16 protein-coding genes and 1 pseudogene are annotated in these 14,338 nt (G+C 70.8%); 10 read left to right on the top strand and 7 right to left on the bottom strand.

Translation table 11 applies throughout. The features are described 5' to 3' along the window. Positions 1-306: 306 nt before the first annotated feature. Positions 307-1,530, top strand: coding sequence for an aromatic acid exporter family protein (locus IE136_RS16220; protein WP_158993285.1), 1,224 nt, complete (start codon positions 307-309; stop codon positions 1,528-1,530). Between the two features lie 227 nt (positions 1,531-1,757). Next, entirely contained in the window at positions 1,758-2,042 is a 285-nt protein-coding gene (locus IE136_RS16215; protein WP_189600698.1) for a hypothetical protein, read from the top strand. Positions 2,043-2,076: 34 nt separating this feature from the next. Here IE136_RS16215 and IE136_RS16210 read toward each other — a convergent pair whose 3' ends face one another. Further along, positions 2,077-2,445 carry a VOC family protein gene (locus IE136_RS16210; protein WP_158993289.1) on the bottom strand — a complete coding sequence of 123 codons (369 nt, stop codon included), beginning with the start codon at positions 2,443-2,445 and terminating at the stop codon, positions 2,077-2,079. Between the two features lie 324 nt (positions 2,446-2,769). Here IE136_RS16210 and IE136_RS16205 point away from each other — a divergent pair, with 324 nt between their 5' ends. After that, positions 2,770-3,321, top strand: a complete 552-nt coding sequence (locus tag IE136_RS16205; RefSeq protein WP_189600697.1) for a YciI family protein — start codon at positions 2,770-2,772, stop codon at positions 3,319-3,321. A 10-nt stretch (positions 3,322-3,331) separates the two neighbouring features. Here IE136_RS16205 and IE136_RS16200 read toward each other — a convergent pair. The 4 genes and pseudogenes from IE136_RS16200 to IE136_RS16190 all read right to left on the bottom strand — a co-directional run bounded on the left by IE136_RS16200 (position 3,332) and on the right by IE136_RS16190 (position 7,779). Next, positions 3,332-4,145, bottom strand: a pseudogene (locus IE136_RS16200) (LLM class flavin-dependent oxidoreductase). A gap of 206 nt (positions 4,146-4,351) precedes the next feature. Beyond that, positions 4,352-6,340 (bottom strand): PQQ-binding-like beta-propeller repeat protein, encoded by a 1,989-nt coding sequence (locus tag IE136_RS16195; RefSeq protein WP_189600696.1) that lies wholly within the window; start codon positions 6,338-6,340, stop codon positions 4,352-4,354. 332 nt (positions 6,341-6,672) lie between these two features. After that, positions 6,673-6,804, bottom strand: coding sequence for a hypothetical protein (locus tag IE136_RS36425; RefSeq protein WP_268247931.1), 132 nt, complete (start codon positions 6,802-6,804; stop codon positions 6,673-6,675). Between the two features lie 63 nt (positions 6,805-6,867). Next, a complete protein-coding gene (locus IE136_RS16190) occupies positions 6,868-7,779 on the bottom strand; it encodes a hyaluronoglucosaminidase (protein WP_189600695.1) in 912 nt (303 codons plus the stop codon). Positions 7,780-8,022: 243 nt separating this feature from the next. On the opposite strand from IE136_RS16190, the gene IE136_RS16185 reads away from it, so the two are divergent. The 6 genes from IE136_RS16185 to IE136_RS16160 all read left to right on the top strand — a co-directional run bounded on the left by IE136_RS16185 (position 8,023) and on the right by IE136_RS16160 (position 11,636). Continuing rightward, complete coding sequence (locus tag IE136_RS16185; protein ID WP_158993298.1) at positions 8,023-8,340, top strand: hypothetical protein; 318 nt, start codon at positions 8,023-8,025, stop codon at positions 8,338-8,340. Between the two features lie 101 nt (positions 8,341-8,441). Then, complete coding sequence (locus IE136_RS16180) at positions 8,442-8,825, top strand: VOC family protein (RefSeq protein ID WP_158993300.1); 384 nt, start codon at positions 8,442-8,444, stop codon at positions 8,823-8,825. 198 nt (positions 8,826-9,023) lie between these two features. Further along, on the top strand, positions 9,024-10,304 hold the full coding sequence (locus tag IE136_RS16175) for an MFS transporter (RefSeq protein WP_158993302.1): 1,281 nt from the start codon (positions 9,024-9,026) through the stop codon (positions 10,302-10,304). Positions 10,305-10,862: 558 nt separating this feature from the next. Then, positions 10,863-11,021 carry a hypothetical protein gene (locus tag IE136_RS35670; RefSeq protein ID WP_229818921.1) on the top strand — a complete coding sequence of 53 codons (159 nt, stop codon included), beginning with the start codon at positions 10,863-10,865 and terminating at the stop codon, positions 11,019-11,021. Positions 11,022-11,124: 103 nt separating this feature from the next. Continuing rightward, positions 11,125-11,364: a hypothetical protein gene (locus IE136_RS16165; protein WP_158993306.1), complete on the top strand. Its 240-nt coding sequence runs from the start codon at positions 11,125-11,127 to the stop codon at positions 11,362-11,364. Continuing rightward, complete coding sequence (locus IE136_RS16160; RefSeq protein ID WP_158993308.1) at positions 11,364-11,636, top strand: hypothetical protein; 273 nt, start codon at positions 11,364-11,366, stop codon at positions 11,634-11,636. The genes IE136_RS16165 and IE136_RS16160 overlap by 1 nt, the downstream gene beginning before the upstream one ends. Before the next feature lie 359 nt (positions 11,637-11,995). On the opposite strand, the gene IE136_RS16155 is transcribed toward IE136_RS16160, so the two are convergent. After that, on the bottom strand, positions 11,996-12,556 hold the full coding sequence (locus IE136_RS16155; protein WP_158993310.1) for a DinB family protein: 561 nt from the start codon (positions 12,554-12,556) through the stop codon (positions 11,996-11,998). Between the two features lie 175 nt (positions 12,557-12,731). Beyond that, positions 12,732-13,139: a MerR family transcriptional regulator gene (locus tag IE136_RS16150; protein WP_158993312.1), complete on the bottom strand. Its 408-nt coding sequence runs from the start codon at positions 13,137-13,139 to the stop codon at positions 12,732-12,734. A gap of 48 nt (positions 13,140-13,187) precedes the next feature. On the opposite strand from IE136_RS16150, the gene IE136_RS16145 reads away from it, so the two are divergent. Next, positions 13,188-14,072 (top strand): NAD(P)-dependent oxidoreductase, encoded by an 885-nt coding sequence (locus IE136_RS16145; RefSeq protein WP_158993314.1) that lies wholly within the window; start codon positions 13,188-13,190, stop codon positions 14,070-14,072. Positions 14,073-14,338: the final 266 nt, after the last annotated feature.

Genomic DNA, 14,338 nt, shown 5'->3' with positions numbered 1-14,338 from the left:
CCTCGGCCTCCTCGGCCTCCTCGGCCTCCTCGGCCTCCTCGGCCTCCTCGGCCTCCTCGGCCTCCTCGGCCTCCTCGGCCTCCTCGGCCTCCTCGGCCTCCTCGACCTCGCTCTCCTCGCCGTGCGCCGCACTCGGGTCGGTCACCTCACCCACCTGCCCACCTCACTGTCCCTCCTCGCTGTCCCGCTCCCTGCCGGTGCCCTCGGGCCGCCGCGCCAACCCTCGCCGCCCGTGTTCTTCCGGGTACGACGAACGTGCGTTACCCCCGATCAGCGGGGCAGACGGCCCCCGGGAGGTGATCCATCGTGTCCAGGCGGGACAAGGTGCCGGAAAAAGTGTGGGCTGCGGCCGCTGAGACAGCCGCCTACGTGCGGCGCGCCGTGCGGTCGTCGGGAAGTGAGCGGGACGATCTGCTGCTCACCGCGAAGACCGTCGCCGCCGCCACTGCCGCATGGATGCTGGCCCACCACTTCCTGCCCTCGACGGTCTCCACCTTCGCGCCCTTCACCGCGCTGGTCGCGGTCCAGGCCACGGTGTACCGATCCTTCCGGGAATCCGTCCAGTACCTGCTGGCGATGTCTCTGGGAGCCACGCTCGCCGCCGCCGTGGCGGCCACCCTCGGCCTTCATGCGTGGACCCTGGCGCTGCTCACCCTGATCGCCCTGCGGATCGGTCGGGTGCGCGGACTGGGACAGCAGGGCATCCAGGTCGCCGTCGTGGGGCTCTTCGCCTTCTCCTCCGGAGAGGGACGGATCGACTACATCGGACACCTCGCCGTCTCCGTTGTCGTCGGAGCCCTTTGCGGACTGGCCGCCCACCTCGCACTCGCCCCCGCGCGGCACACGAGCCACCGGCAGCAGGACGTCGCCCACCTCTACGACGGTCTGAGCCGGCGGACAGAGGGCCTGGCGGGCGCCTTCGAGGCGAGTGCACCCGACGCCGATCAGGTACGGCAGTGGCGACAGGACTGGCGGAGGCTGTCCGCCGACTGCGATCGCATCCGGGGAAGCATCGACGTGGAGGAGGAGAACGCGAAGCTGAACCCCCGTCGGAGTTTCGACGGGGACGCTCAGGCCCTTCCCCGGGCCCGCGAGGCGCTCACCGTTGCCCAGCGCTGCCTGGATCACCTTCGTTCCCTGACGCGGACGCTGGACTTCGCCCTGGCGGACGAGGAGCTCGACACCCTGCCCGTCACCTTCCGCTCCGGCCTCGGCTCCCTGCTGCGGCGGGTGGCCACGGTGATGGAGGAGCTGGGCAAGCCCTCGCCCACCGACGACGACCGCCTCACCGGGATGATCGACGCGGCGGAAGCCGACCTCGGCACGCTCGAGCGGCAGGAACTGACGGCTCCGGAAGTCCGGCCGCCCGCTCCCACACTGCAGGGCGCGCTCCTCACCGACGCGGCACGCCTGCTGGCCGAACTGCGCTGGGGTCGTCAGGCTCTGGCAGCGGTCTCGGCCGTGGAGACCCCCCGAGCTCGTGCCCAGGCCCGAACCGGGGCCCCTGAGCGCGAGGCCGACCAAGCGTGATCCATGGGGCGCCGCCACGGCGAGACCCCGCCGCGACGGGGGATGCGCGGCGGGGCCTGCCCTTCGCCTGCCCCGTACCGCCGTGGCCACACCTGGTCGAGGCGGTCCACTTCCTTCCGCACCTCGACCCTCGACCGAGAGGCCGCCCGGCCCGGCCGTACCCACGACATCACCGCCGCCCGCCGCGACCGCGTCCGGGCCCCCTGCCTGCTGCAGGCCCCGGCGCCGTGGCCGACCGGGGCTTCCTCTGCCTGGACGACGACGGGGACGCCCCCGTGGTGGTCACCGCCTTCAAGGCCGCCCGCGTCCGCGGTCTCGCATCCGCCGAGAAGGAGGCCAACCGGGTGGCCGCCGGACGCGTCCCGGTCGAACGCCGCTGTGCCCACCTGAAGAACCGGCGGATCCTCGCCAAGCTCCGTACTGACCCCGCCCGCGCCACCCACCTGTTTCGCGTGCTGCTCGTCCTGACGGACATCGAGGTACTACCGACGATCGATCTCTACCGCGGGTAGCCCATGATCAGCAGCACGTGCCCCGGGAACAGCGTCACCGGGCCGGGATCTGCTGAGTGAGGTTCACCGGGTTGCCGTCGGGGTCCTGGATGTGGGCGACGCGCTGTCCCCACGGCATGTCGTTGGGGCCGCCGCGGACCGAGCCGCCCAGCGCCTCCACCCGGCCGAGCGTCTCGTCGACGTCGTCGACACCGATGCTGAGCAGGATCCGCGGCGCCGCCCCGGTCCCCGGGTCCGCCTTGGCCACCAGCCCGAGGTCGGTGTCGCCGATGCGCAAGCCGAGGTAGAAGGCCGGACCTTCCGCCGGTACCCGGAAGATCTCCTCAGCGCCGAACAACTTCGTGTAAAAGCCGAGCAGAACGTCATGGTCGGCAGTCACGATCACTGGCTGGATGGTGGACATGGCACTCCTGACGAGAACGGTCGTGTCGCTGGGTAGACCGTTCGAGGACGGGGAACTCATCGGCAAACGCATCCCGCCGGAAATCAGAACTCCGCCGCTGGCCCGTACCTTCCTGCTGACGCGTTCCGGACCGTCCAGGCCGCGCGGACGACCACCTTCACAACGCACCCGTCGGACACGGGAGACAACGGATGACTCCGGTGACCGGCGCAGGGCCCCGGAGCAGCCGACTCCCCCCGACCGGTTTCATGGCCGAACCCCAGGCGACGAGCTTGTGTTCGGCCACTGCCCGCGGGTGAACGGTCATATCGTGCAGACTGTGCCATGGAGTTCTTCTGTTATCACCGCGATCGGCCCGGTTCCCTGGCGCTCCGTCACGAACTGCTGGAGCAACACTGGTCCTACATGGACGGGTACGCCGCCGAGATGATCGCCCGGGGCCCGACCCTCACCCGCGACCGCGAGACGCCCACGGGCAGCGTCCACATCCTCGACCTGCCGGATCCCACCGCCGCCCGCGCTTTCGCGTTCGACGAGCCGGGCTATCAGGCCGGTGTGTACCGGGACGTGATGGTACGGCGCTGGCGCAACCTGCTGGGGCGCACCATGTGGGACTTCCCCAGGGGCGGGACCGGTGGCAACCGTTACCTGGTGCTCGGCCTCGGCGGGGGGAGGGCCGCCGACCTCGCCCCACCGCCCGAGCAGGGCGACCTGATCGCGTACGGGCCGCTGCTGTCCGACGACGGCACCGCCTGCCTGGGCACGGCAGCACTGCTCCGGGCCCTGGACCCGGCCACGGCGCGCGCCGTCCTGGCCGAGGACCGGTACGCCGACATCGAGGTCCATGACTGGCAGTTCGGCGGCCGTCCGTCCTGATGGCAGCCGGCTACCACACGGGTGGGCCCTGCTCGACGCGACGCAGTACCGGCGTGAGCCGGTCGAGTGCGTCACTCGTCTGGATCTGCCGCTCGTCCCACCAGGTGGCGCCCGCTTCGGCCAACGGACCGATGAGGTCGCGGGCCTTGGCGGGGTCGTCGCCCGGGGTGGCGCCGCCGAGGAGGATCTCGAAGGCAGTGCCGGTCCGGGCCCCGCGCTGCTTGCGCACGTAGGCCACCAGCTCACGGACCTGATCGACAGGCGGTACGTGGCCGTGCCTGGCGTCGGTGAACAGCGGGACCACACCGTCCCATCGGGCGGCCCGGCGCATCGGCGGCCGGCTGGGCCAGAAGCCGGCGACCGAGACCGGCGGCCGAGGGCGTTGCACCGTGGCGGGCAGCAGGGTCACGTCGCGTACGTGGTAGTGCCGTCCGTCGTGGTTCACCGGCTCACCCGACCAGTAGCGCCGCAGGACTTCCAGGCCCTCGTCCAGCCGCTCGGCGAGCGCCTTCGGGTCCGTGGTGTCACCGAAACTCGCGTACTCGTCCTCGATGGGCCCGCCCAGTCCTGAGGCGAAGATGACCCGGCCGCCGCTGACGGCGTCCAACGTCGCGACCTGGCGCGCGAGTTGCTCCGGTCGCCGCCGGGCGACCGGAGTGACCAGCGTGCCCAGCCTGATGCGTGAGGTCGCCAGTGCGGCGGTCGTCAGCAGCATCCACGGGTCCCCGAAGGGCCTGCCTCCGTGCCTGCGGTGCTAGTACGTGATCCCAGACGAAGAGCCCGTCCCACCCTGCCCGTTCCGTCGCCGCCGCCACCCGAGCCACGTTCCTGGGATCCGCGAAGTCGCCGAAGTTCGGAATGTTCACCGAGAAACGCGTCCCCGCATCCTCCTGTACGCCACAGGTACCGGCAACGCCTTTACGCGCCGAGGCCGGACGCTCGGACAGAAGGAGGAAGCCCCGCCGAGACGCTCGGCGGGGCTTCCTCTACTGGGGGTCGGGCGGGGCGGACGGGATCCGGCCCCGGCGGGTCAGGTGACGGTCAGCGGCGCACAGGCCGGGTCGAGGCGCAGCCGGGCGAGCTGGCGACCGGACAGCGCCCAGGCGTCCCAGGTGCCGGGGATGAAGGCGAGCTGCGGGTTGGTGTACCACTCGTCGCCGAGCCCGGTGGCGATCGGCTGCGGGTCGGCGAGGCCGGGTCCGAGCAGGTGGACGTTGCCGCCGCCGAAGTACGTGGAGGTGAACACCTTGTCCTGGTGCACCTCGATCTCGCCGTAGCCGGGCAGCGTGCCCTTGTCGAGAACCTGCCGGGTCTGCACGTTCATCGTGAACCAGCCGGCGTTGCGCTTGAACACCCCGTACAGGATGCCGTTGTGGACCTTGATGTCCTGCAGCGTGTGGTTGCCCGCCACCGGGTCGACCTCCCACAGGAGCTTCCTGGTGTTCAGGTCGAAGGCGCCGACGCTGGCCGCGCTGTTCCACAGGGCCGGGTCACCACCGCCGCCGCCCCGGACGTCGCCGCCCAGGTACACGATGCCGTTCGGGCCGAGGCTGAGACTCATCAGGCTCTCGTTGGGGAGCACGTTCACATACGGCTCCTTCGTCCCGGTCACCGGGTCGACGACCGTCAGCGCGCCCACCGTGCTGGTGCCGAGCGGCGCCGACGCCACCAGCAGCCGGTCGGTGACGGGGTCGTACTCCATGTCCCACGGGCGCTGCTGGCCGCTGGGCAGGAAGGTGACTTCGCGCAGGGCGTCGTTCCGCGTCGGGTCGATCTCGACGATCCGGCCGCTCGGGTAGATCGCGGCGTAGATCTTGTCCCCACGCTGGACCAGCGCCTTCGGCTCGCCCGGAACCCAGATCGAGCGCTTCGTACGGGTGGCGGTGTCGTGGACGGTCACGTTGAAGTGACCGCCGACCCAGACCTTGCCGTCGGCCGCCCGCAGCATCGACTGCGGGCGCTCGTCCCCCTCGCTCAGGCCCGCCTCCAGCAGCCCGGTGTACGTCGACTGCTCCGTCTCGACGTCCATCCGCCACACCCCGCCGCTGCCGGAGAAACCGGTGAGCGTGGTGCCGTCGAGGAACAGGCCCCGCGTCTCCTCGTCGGCCTTCGGCGCCTGCGCGTACCACTTCAGGGGCTCCGCGGTGCGGTACCGGGCGATGAGGCCGTTCGGGCGAGTGGAGATGTACGCGGTGTAGTCCGGGGCCTGGCCGATCGCGTCGATCGACCTGCCGGCACCCAGCGCGACCTTCCGCAGGTCGGTGCCGTCCGTCTTCACGTCGAAGAGCGTGCTGCCGCTGCCGGCGCGCAGCCGGGTGCGGCCGACGGCGACCGTGGAGAACCCGCCGGGGTTCGTGGCCAGGACGCGGATCGCCTTGGTGGACCGGTTGATCGCCAGCAGCTTGCCCGAGTCGAGCAGCCCCGCGTAGACGTTCGTGGCGTCGGCGTCGACGGCCCGCACGTAGCGCTCACCGCTGGAGAGGACGCCGAAGTCCTGCGCGGCGCCGGTGGCGGGGTTGTACTCCCACACCCTGCCGCCGGGGTAGGTGCCCGCGTAGATGACCCCGTCCGGGGCGGCGGTGAGGCTCCAAATGAAGCCGCCCTCGCCACCGAAGGTCTTCAGGTGCACGATCGTGCCCGTGGCGGGGTCGAAGCGGTACAGGCTGGGGTCGACGTAGGTACCGATGTAGATCTTGCCGCCCGACACGGCCATCGCCCACGCGCCCTCGGGGGAACCGGGGCCGGGGCCGTCGGGGATGTTCACCTCGCGCACCACCGCGCGCGTCGCGAGGTCGTACTCGGCGAGCACCACGGGCTTGCGACCGCGGGTGACGACGTAGCCACGGCCCTCGTGCACGACCGAGCCGACGATCGCACCGGTCGGCGAGGCCGTACCGAAGCGCTCGAAGCCCGGGCCGGTGCAGTCGGCGGTCGCGGCGGTGCCCGCCGCGCCCGCGGGCACCGCGGACGAGAGGACCGCGAGCAGAGCCGCGAGGAGGGACAGGAGCCAGCGGCGCATCGTTATGCCTCCAGGGAAAACCATCGGGATGGGGACAGGGACGGGCAGGGCCGAAAGTGTGCCGTGCTGACGTGGCGTCAGGAGCGGCGTGCGCGCCGCGCCGTCAACCGCGGTGCGGGCTCTGCGGACGGGGCACGGACCGGACGCGCGCCGGGGCGCGAAACCGTTCCTGGTCCACCGTCATCGGGAGCGTGACCACGGCATCATGCGGCATGATCAGCACGGACGCCACTCTCGCATATCGGCCCGACAGCCGTCGCAAGGGCTCCAGTCCTTCGCCGCCGGTGAGGAGTCGGGGGACGCGGCCGGAGGCCGTTGGGCTGCCCGATCCGTCAGTTCTCCGTCGTGGTCGGTCCCTCGGCGAGAGCGAGTCGGTTCCTGAGAGCCTCGTTCTCGGCCTCCAGCAGCGCGATGCGCTTCCGGGCGAAATACAGTTCCATGACGGCGTCGTGAAATTCGGACACGAGCTGTTCCGGGGTGAGTTCCATCATTGCCTCGGGATCGGTACGGCGTGCGGGGGAGGGTGATCAGGCCGGCGCGATGACGGTCACGGAGCCGGCCGGACCACGCCACTTGAGAGCCCCGCCCTCGGCGAACAGGACGCCGCCGTTCGTCGGATTCATCGTGGGCGGCGTGGTGGCGTTACGGATGCCGATCACCCCGTCACCCCCGCCGTACGATTCGGCGCCCGCGACTCCGAACTGGGCGTTCTGCGCGGCCAGCGCCCCACTGTTGAGCACCCGCAGCTTCGCGACGCCCGCACGGTCACGGAACTCCACCAGGCGGCCGGCCGAGTCCGCGTTGGCCTGCATCAGCAGCCCGATCGCGGAATCCCGCTGGGCGATCTCCACGCGCGCACGCGGCGTGGCACCCACCTGGACACCGATTCCCACCTGCCCGGTGCCCTTCACCACGAAGTCGTCCACGGCGTTGTTCCGCACAGTGATGAGGTTGCCCTTCGTGGGCCCGGTGGTGTGGGAGATGAAGATGCCCTGTGCGGCGGTGCCGCCCGACCCGTCCACGACCCCCGTCGTTTCGAGGTAGATGGACAGTGCGGCGGCGCCCCCGTCCGAGGCGTCCGCGTACCCCCGGTGGGAGATCTTGAGTGTGCCCCGGGCCTTTTCCGTGCCGGACAGATACATCGCCGAATCGTCAGGGTTGTCCGATACGACGTTCAGCGCGACGCCGTTGCCCGCCACACCCACCTGATGTGCTGTGAGCGCGTGGAGTTTCGTCGTCGTCGCCGTGGACGTCGTCCGGAACGTCGATGTGGCGCCCGCCTCGGTCCTGAAGCTCCGCGCCTTCACCTCGCCCTCGAAGATCACGTCTCCCTCCGCCTGGCCCGACTGCTCGGCCGCCGATGCGGTTCCCGGCCCCGCGACCACCGTCACGGCCCCTGCCGTGAACGCCCCAAGGAACAGCCTCCGCCTACTGGTCACAACGCTCCTCGCCCCACCCCGAACCGGCAGATCCCCGTGCGCTTGTAGCACGGGCACGGGCACGCTACGCGGTGACGGCAGCTCACGCCAGACCCGCCCGGTGCGGGCGGGACATGAGGCCGGTTCTGCGTACGTCGCGCCGGGACCTACCTGGCTGCCGGCGTGGGACCGGCCGATCGGACATGGGTGACCGCGCGGGGCGGAATGCGTCATTGCGCCCTCGCTCGCTTCTAGGCTCGGTATGTGACGGAGAACGAGATCAAGCTCAAGGCCATCGCAGCGTTGACGGCTCTGCGGGGTGGGGTCGACGAGGGCCTCGTGTCGGACCTGCTCGGCGAGGTGATTCCCGGGCATTTCGCCGTGCCGGCGGGGGCGAGCGCGGAAGAAGCCGGCCTGGCGGTGCTTTCCCAGCTCTCCGAGCCTCTGAGCGCGCTGGTCAACGGCTTCATCGTCGCCTTCGAGGCGGTCGCCGACGCCTACGACCAGACGGGCGCCGACCAGGACACCGAACTGATCCTGCAAGAGCTGGCGCTCCGCCTGGCGCGTGACAACTTCGGGTGAGGGCTCCGACTCGCGGAGGCATGCCTGGAAGCGCCCGTGGCGGCGGGTGCGCGGATCTGCGTGCACGGCCGGCCGGCGCCCCGCTGCCCTATCCTCGTGGCATGGCATGCCGAATCAGCGAACTCGTCATCGACGCGGAAGACCCTGATCGACTGGCCGCATTCTGGTGCGATGTCCTCGGCTACGTCGAGCTGGCCCGAGAAGAGGACGGCAGCGTCCAGATCGGCCCGCCGGGCGTCGGATTCGGCGGAGCGCAGCCCACCCTCGTCTTCGGCGCGGGACGCAACCCCCGGGCCGGGAAGCTCCCCCTGCACTTCGATGTGAACGCCACCGACCGCGACCAGGACGCCGAGCTGGCCAGGCTGCTGGCACTGGGCGCCGTGCCGGTCGACATCGGCCAGACCGGAGGAGAGAGCTGGCATGTCCTGGCCGACCCCGAGGGCAACGAGTTCTGCCTCCTGCGCGCTCAGCTGAAGCCTGTCTGACGTCGCATCAGATCGGTCACGTGGGAAGCACCCCGATGCCCTGCTTGATGCCCGGGACCCAGATCCGCCGGCCGGTCAGGGCGTTACCGATCAGCGGTCGCGGCTCGCCGATGCCGTGGTTGTCGGACTACCGTCCGGTCCGCCTGGTCGAACTCTCGTCGTCGGCGGTGGGCTGTGAGTGGTGACGGAAGGCTCTGCATGGCACGGCAAGAGCTCGGACGCTCCTTCGGATGGTTGTGGTCGGCATTCACGGCCTCCACCGTCGGCACCTGGCTGGGGTTCGGCGCGTTCCCCCTGATCGCGATCCAGGTGCTCCACGTCGGCCCGGCCGCGGTCTCGACCCTCGCGGCCGCCGGCTTGGCGGTGGGCGCGCTCCTCGCGCTTCCGCTCGGCCCGTGGGTCGACGGCCGGCGAAAGAAGCCGGTCATGATCGTCACCGACCTGGTGAGGTTCGGTGCCCTGCTGACGATCCCAGCCGCCTACTTCGCCGACCGGCTGACCTACACCCAGCTGCTGGTCGTCTCCGTGACCAGCGCGGCGGCGAACATCGCGTTCACCGCCGCCGGCGGCGCCTACCTCAGGCAGCTCGTGCGCCCGGACCAGCTGCTGGTGGCCAACGGCCGCTTCGAGTCGACGACCTGGACCGCCACGGCAGTCGGCCCGACCCTGGGTGGAGCGGCGATCACGCTGCTGGGACCCGCGGTCACCGTGATCGCCAACGCCGCCGGGTTCCTGCTGTCCGCTCTGGGGATCGCCGCGATCCGGGAGAAGGAGGCCGGTTCCGAGCGGGTCAGGGCGGAGAGGCTCCGGGCTTCGGACCTGGTCAAGGGCTGGACTTTCATCCACGCCGACCGGCGGTTGCGTCCGCTCTTCTGGAACACCGTGGCCGTCAACGCGCTGATCATGGCCACCGAACCGCTGCTCGCCGTCCTCCTGCTGGATGACCTGGGCTGGGAGGCATGGCAGTACGGGCTCGCGTTCGGCCTGCCCTGCGTCGGCGGATTCCTCGGTGCTCAGGCCGCCCCGCGCCTGGAAGCCCGCTACGGGCGCCGCCGCGTCCTGATCACCTCCGGCGTACTGCGTGCCCTGTGGCCCGTCGGACTGTTCTTCGTCATGCCTGGTTACGCGGGAATGGTCCTGGTCGTCGTCGTCGAACTGGTCCTGATCACCTGCATGGGGGTGTTCAACCCGCTGTTCGCGACCGAGCGTCTCCAGCGGGTGCCGGCCGAGCGCGTCGGGCGGGTCCTGGTGGCCTGGAAAGTGACCAGCACCGGCGCGATCGCCGTCCTGACAGCCCTGTGGGGTGCTCTGGCCGCTGCCACCGACGCGCGCATCGCGATCGGCGTCGCGGGCGTACTGCTCCTGGCCACCCCGCTCCTTCTGCCACGCGAAGACGACCAGGAGAAGGGCAAGGGCAAGGTCGGGGACCAGCCTCGGCCAACCGAGCCGGAGGCGTCCGCCCTGACGACCAGGGCCTGACCCGTAGCGGACGAGGGCCCCGGCCGTTAGGCGGGTTCTGAGCGGGGTAGCCGCCTCGTGATCGGGGAAGAAGGCAGCCGCCCGGACGGCTCCGCCCAGAGGAGCCGGGGGAGTGAGGAGTTCGACGTCTCATGCGCAGAGGACCGGGCTCCGCCGCACCCGGGCCGCCGCCACGCGAGCGTACGGCGGCCGAGAGCCAGGCCGCCGGCAGGCCACCCGACCCACACGTCCTCGGCATTGCCGTGCTCGTCGGGCTGCAGGCGTCCGGTAAGTCGACCTTGTACGGACGGCGCCTGGCGGGCCGCTACGCCTTGATCAGCAAGGATCTCTTCCCCCGCTCGGCCCGGCGCAAGCAGGAGCGGCAGATGCGGCTGGTGGAGACCGCGCTCGCCGAGGGCCGGTCCGTGGCCGTCGACAACACGAACCCGTCCCCCGAGGAGTGGCGGCCGCTCGTGGCGGCAGGGGCACGCCCATGGCGCCACGGCGACGGCGTACTGGTTCCCACCGGACGTCGCCGGCTCCAAGCGCCGCAATGCCGCGAGGCAGGGCCGGGAGCGCGTGCCCGACGTGGGTATCCAGGCCACCTTCACCAAGCTCCGCCGGCCCTCGCTCGCCGACGGGTTCGACGCCGTGTACGAGGTGCGCTTCGACGGCCGCGGTGGATTCCTGGTGCGGTCCGACACCGGCGTCCGCTCGGCGGAGGAGAGTGAGACGTGAGCAGCCGTTAGTTGTCCGGAGACCGGTTCGCCCGTACCGAACCCGTGCGCCCGCCCCGGCGATATCGTGGTGGCACACGCACGTTCTGCCCTTGGAGCCTCTGATGAGCGAACAGCCGGCCCCGTCGTCCGCATGCGCCGCCCGCCAGCCGCTGGAGCCCGCGGCCGCCGACGCGGTCCGCGCGTACGCGGCCAGGACCCGTGCGAACGCCGACCGGTTCGCCGCCGTCCTCGAGGACATCGCCACCAACGGGCTGCCGTCGGTGGAGGATTGCACGCCATGGGAGGAGCTGCGCGAGGCCCATCTCGCCCGCCTCGCCGCCAAGCGTCCGGCCGTCGCCTGATGGTCCCTCAGCACACCCCGCGACGCGCCCGGATCGCGTTCTCCGACTCCGCCGCGAAGCAGCTGGAGAACCTGACCACCGAGGCGGAGATCCACGCCTTGGACCGCGCCCTGGTCGTCATCTCCTTCGACCCCGAGGTCGGCGAGCCGATCCCGGGCGACGCTGCCGGCCCCCAACTGCGCCGCTACACCGACGAAGTCGAGCAGGTGAGGGTCCTGTACTTCGTGACCGCGCTCAGGACCGTGGTCGTCGTCGCGTACATCGAGGTCTAGTCGCGTACATCGAGGTCCAGGCGGTGGAGGTGACCGATCCGGCGGCCTTCAACCGCAGCGGCGAGCGGATGCGGCGCGGACGGGCGATCCGCACGATGCTGGCCCGGCCCTTGCACGCCCCGGGGCCGGTCCGCGTTCCTTCGTACGTACGGGGGCCGGCCGTGTCACACTTGCCGAAGAGCCCGTGTGTCTCCCCCGTCGCACGGGCTCGTCCGGCTCCACCAGGCGCGTCCTGGTGGAGCCGCCTTGCGTCAGGGCGGGGCGAGATGCGCCACGACCCGTGTATCAGGAGCCCAGGCCTTCACTCCGCAGTGACGTGCCGGCGGGACGGACGGATGCGGACCCGGCCCGTCGTCACCTCACTGGCCCACCCTTCCGTCGACGCACTCGCGCAGCAGGTCGGCGTGTCCGCAGTGACGGGCGTACTCCTCGATCCGGTGCACCATCAGCTCCCGGATCGCGATCTTGTCCTTCCCGACCCGCTCGCCCAGGTCCGCGTACTCGGCCAGCGCGGCGTCGACCGCAGCCTGCTCGCGCTCCAGATCGACGTACGCGGCGTCGACCACGGCCTGCTCGGCGACCGCTCCGTCGAAGTCCCCGTCACGCTCGCCGTACAGCTTCGGCAGCGGATCACCGTCGCTGATCCAGTTGCGCCAGTCGCGCTCCACCTCCGCGAGGTGCCGGACCAGGCCGAGCAGCGACATCGTCGACGGCGGTACCGACCGACGGGCCAGTTGCTCCGGATCCAGGCCCTCGCACTTCATCCGCAGGGTCATGCGGTAGCCCGTCAGAAAGTCCTCCAGCGTCGCGAACTCGCCGTCCGGACCGGAACCTTGCTTGTTGCGGGGGTCGTCGTCCGGGTCGGCCCACATGTCGGGGTAGACGGTCGCCCGGGTCCATCGTGCGGGTTGGTCATTCATCCGCCCATGATCGACTGTGACGACCCAGGCTCGCCACTGAGTTCTTCCATCGAGGTGACGTCCTGCCGGCGCCGGTACGAGGTGTCACACCGGCCGCCTCCGGTCTCGGCCGAGGCGCCTGCTCGTCGTGCGATCGGTCCGGGGCCGGCCCACGCAGCGCCTTGCGGGCCCCCGCTCAGGCGGGGACGGGCTCCCGGTCGGCCCCGTCGAACGGGCCATAGTTCTCCTTGCCCATTCGCTCGGCCGCGTCGATGTAGTCGGCGAGAGCGTCGCGGGACTGGGCCAGCCTGTCCATCTGTTCGTTCAGCCGCCGCATCCGTGACCGCATCGCGGCCAGCAACTCGGGGCACCCGAGGAGCTCCGGGGCCTCTCCGCTCGCACAGGGCAGCAGATACGCGATGTCCTCGGAGGACAGCCCGGCACCGAGCAGATGCCGGATCTGCCTCACCCGAAGCACGGCGTTCTCGTCGTACTCGCGGTACCCGTTCGCGCCGCGGTCCGCCTCCAGCAGGCCCTGGGCCTCGTAATAGCGCAACTGGTGGGCGTTGACGCCCGCCCGGCGACTCAGTTCCCCGATCCGCATCGAACCTCACTTGACCTTCACACCGGTATCAACGTTGACGATGCTGCCATGAACATCGAACACAGAACACCTGTGACCGTGATCGGACTCGGACTGATGGGCCAGGCCCTCGCCGGTGCGTTCCTGAAAGCCGGGCATCCCACAACCGTGTGGAACCGTACGGCCTCCAAGGCCGACCAGTTGGTGGGGCAGGGGGCGACGCCGGCCCCGACGATCGGCGACGCGTTCAAGGCGAGCTCCCTGGCGATCATCTGCCTCACCGACTACCAGGCCATGTACGAAGCGTTCGGCGCGAGCGATGTCGAGCTGGACGGTACGACGTTGATCAACCTGACCTCGGGCGACTCGGCCCAGGCCCGGGAGGCCGCTCGATGGGCCGAGCAGCGAGGCGCCCGCTACCTGGACGGCGCCATCATGGCCATCCCGCCGACGATCGGGACGGCCGAGGCGATGATCCTGCACAGTGGCCCGCAGTCGGACTTCGAGGCACACAGGTCAACACTCGACACGCTCGGCACCGTCGCCTACCTCGGTGCGGACCATGGGCTGGCGGCACTGTACGACGTGGCCGGCCTGGCCATGATGTGGAGCGTCCTGAACGCCTGGCTCCAGGGCACCGCCCTGCTCAGGACCGCGGGAGTCGATGCGGCGACCTACGCGCCGTTCGCACAGCAGATCGCTGCCGGTGTGGCCGAATGGCTGCCCGGGTACGCCGAGCAGATCGACAGGGGGTCCTTCCCGGCCGAGGTGTCGGCCCTGGAGACCGACGCGCGGTCGATGGCGCACTTGATCGAGGAGAGCGAGGCGGTGGGCGTCAACGCCGAACTGCCCAAGCTGTTCAAGGCGATGGCCGACCGCGCGATCGCCGCCGGACACGGGGGAGAGCAGTACCCGGTGCTGATCGAGGAGTTCGGCAAACCCCGCGCCGACTGACCGATCGGGACGACGTCGGAACCCCGGCGCCCTCCACGGAGGCGCCGCCGAGGGTTCGGCGCAACTCCCTGAAGAGACGACCAAGCGGACCGGTCCGCCCCTTGAGGTCGCGATGCCGAGCCTGGGCCCCACAGGATTCCGAAGCGGCCCAGGTGCAGGAGCGGGTGGACGCGACCCGTATCGCGTACCCGCGGGCCTGTGCGAGCAGGCCGGTCACGGCCGGCCGGACCAGGGGACCAGGATGCTCGATCCGATGTGATCGGTGC

Source organism: Streptomyces lateritius, from assembly GCF_014649715.1.
Lineage (GTDB): Bacteria > Actinomycetota > Actinomycetes > Streptomycetales > Streptomycetaceae > Streptomyces > Streptomyces lateritius.
Note: the sequence above shows the minus strand (reverse complement) of the source record. Positions and strands in the feature narration are given on the sequence as shown.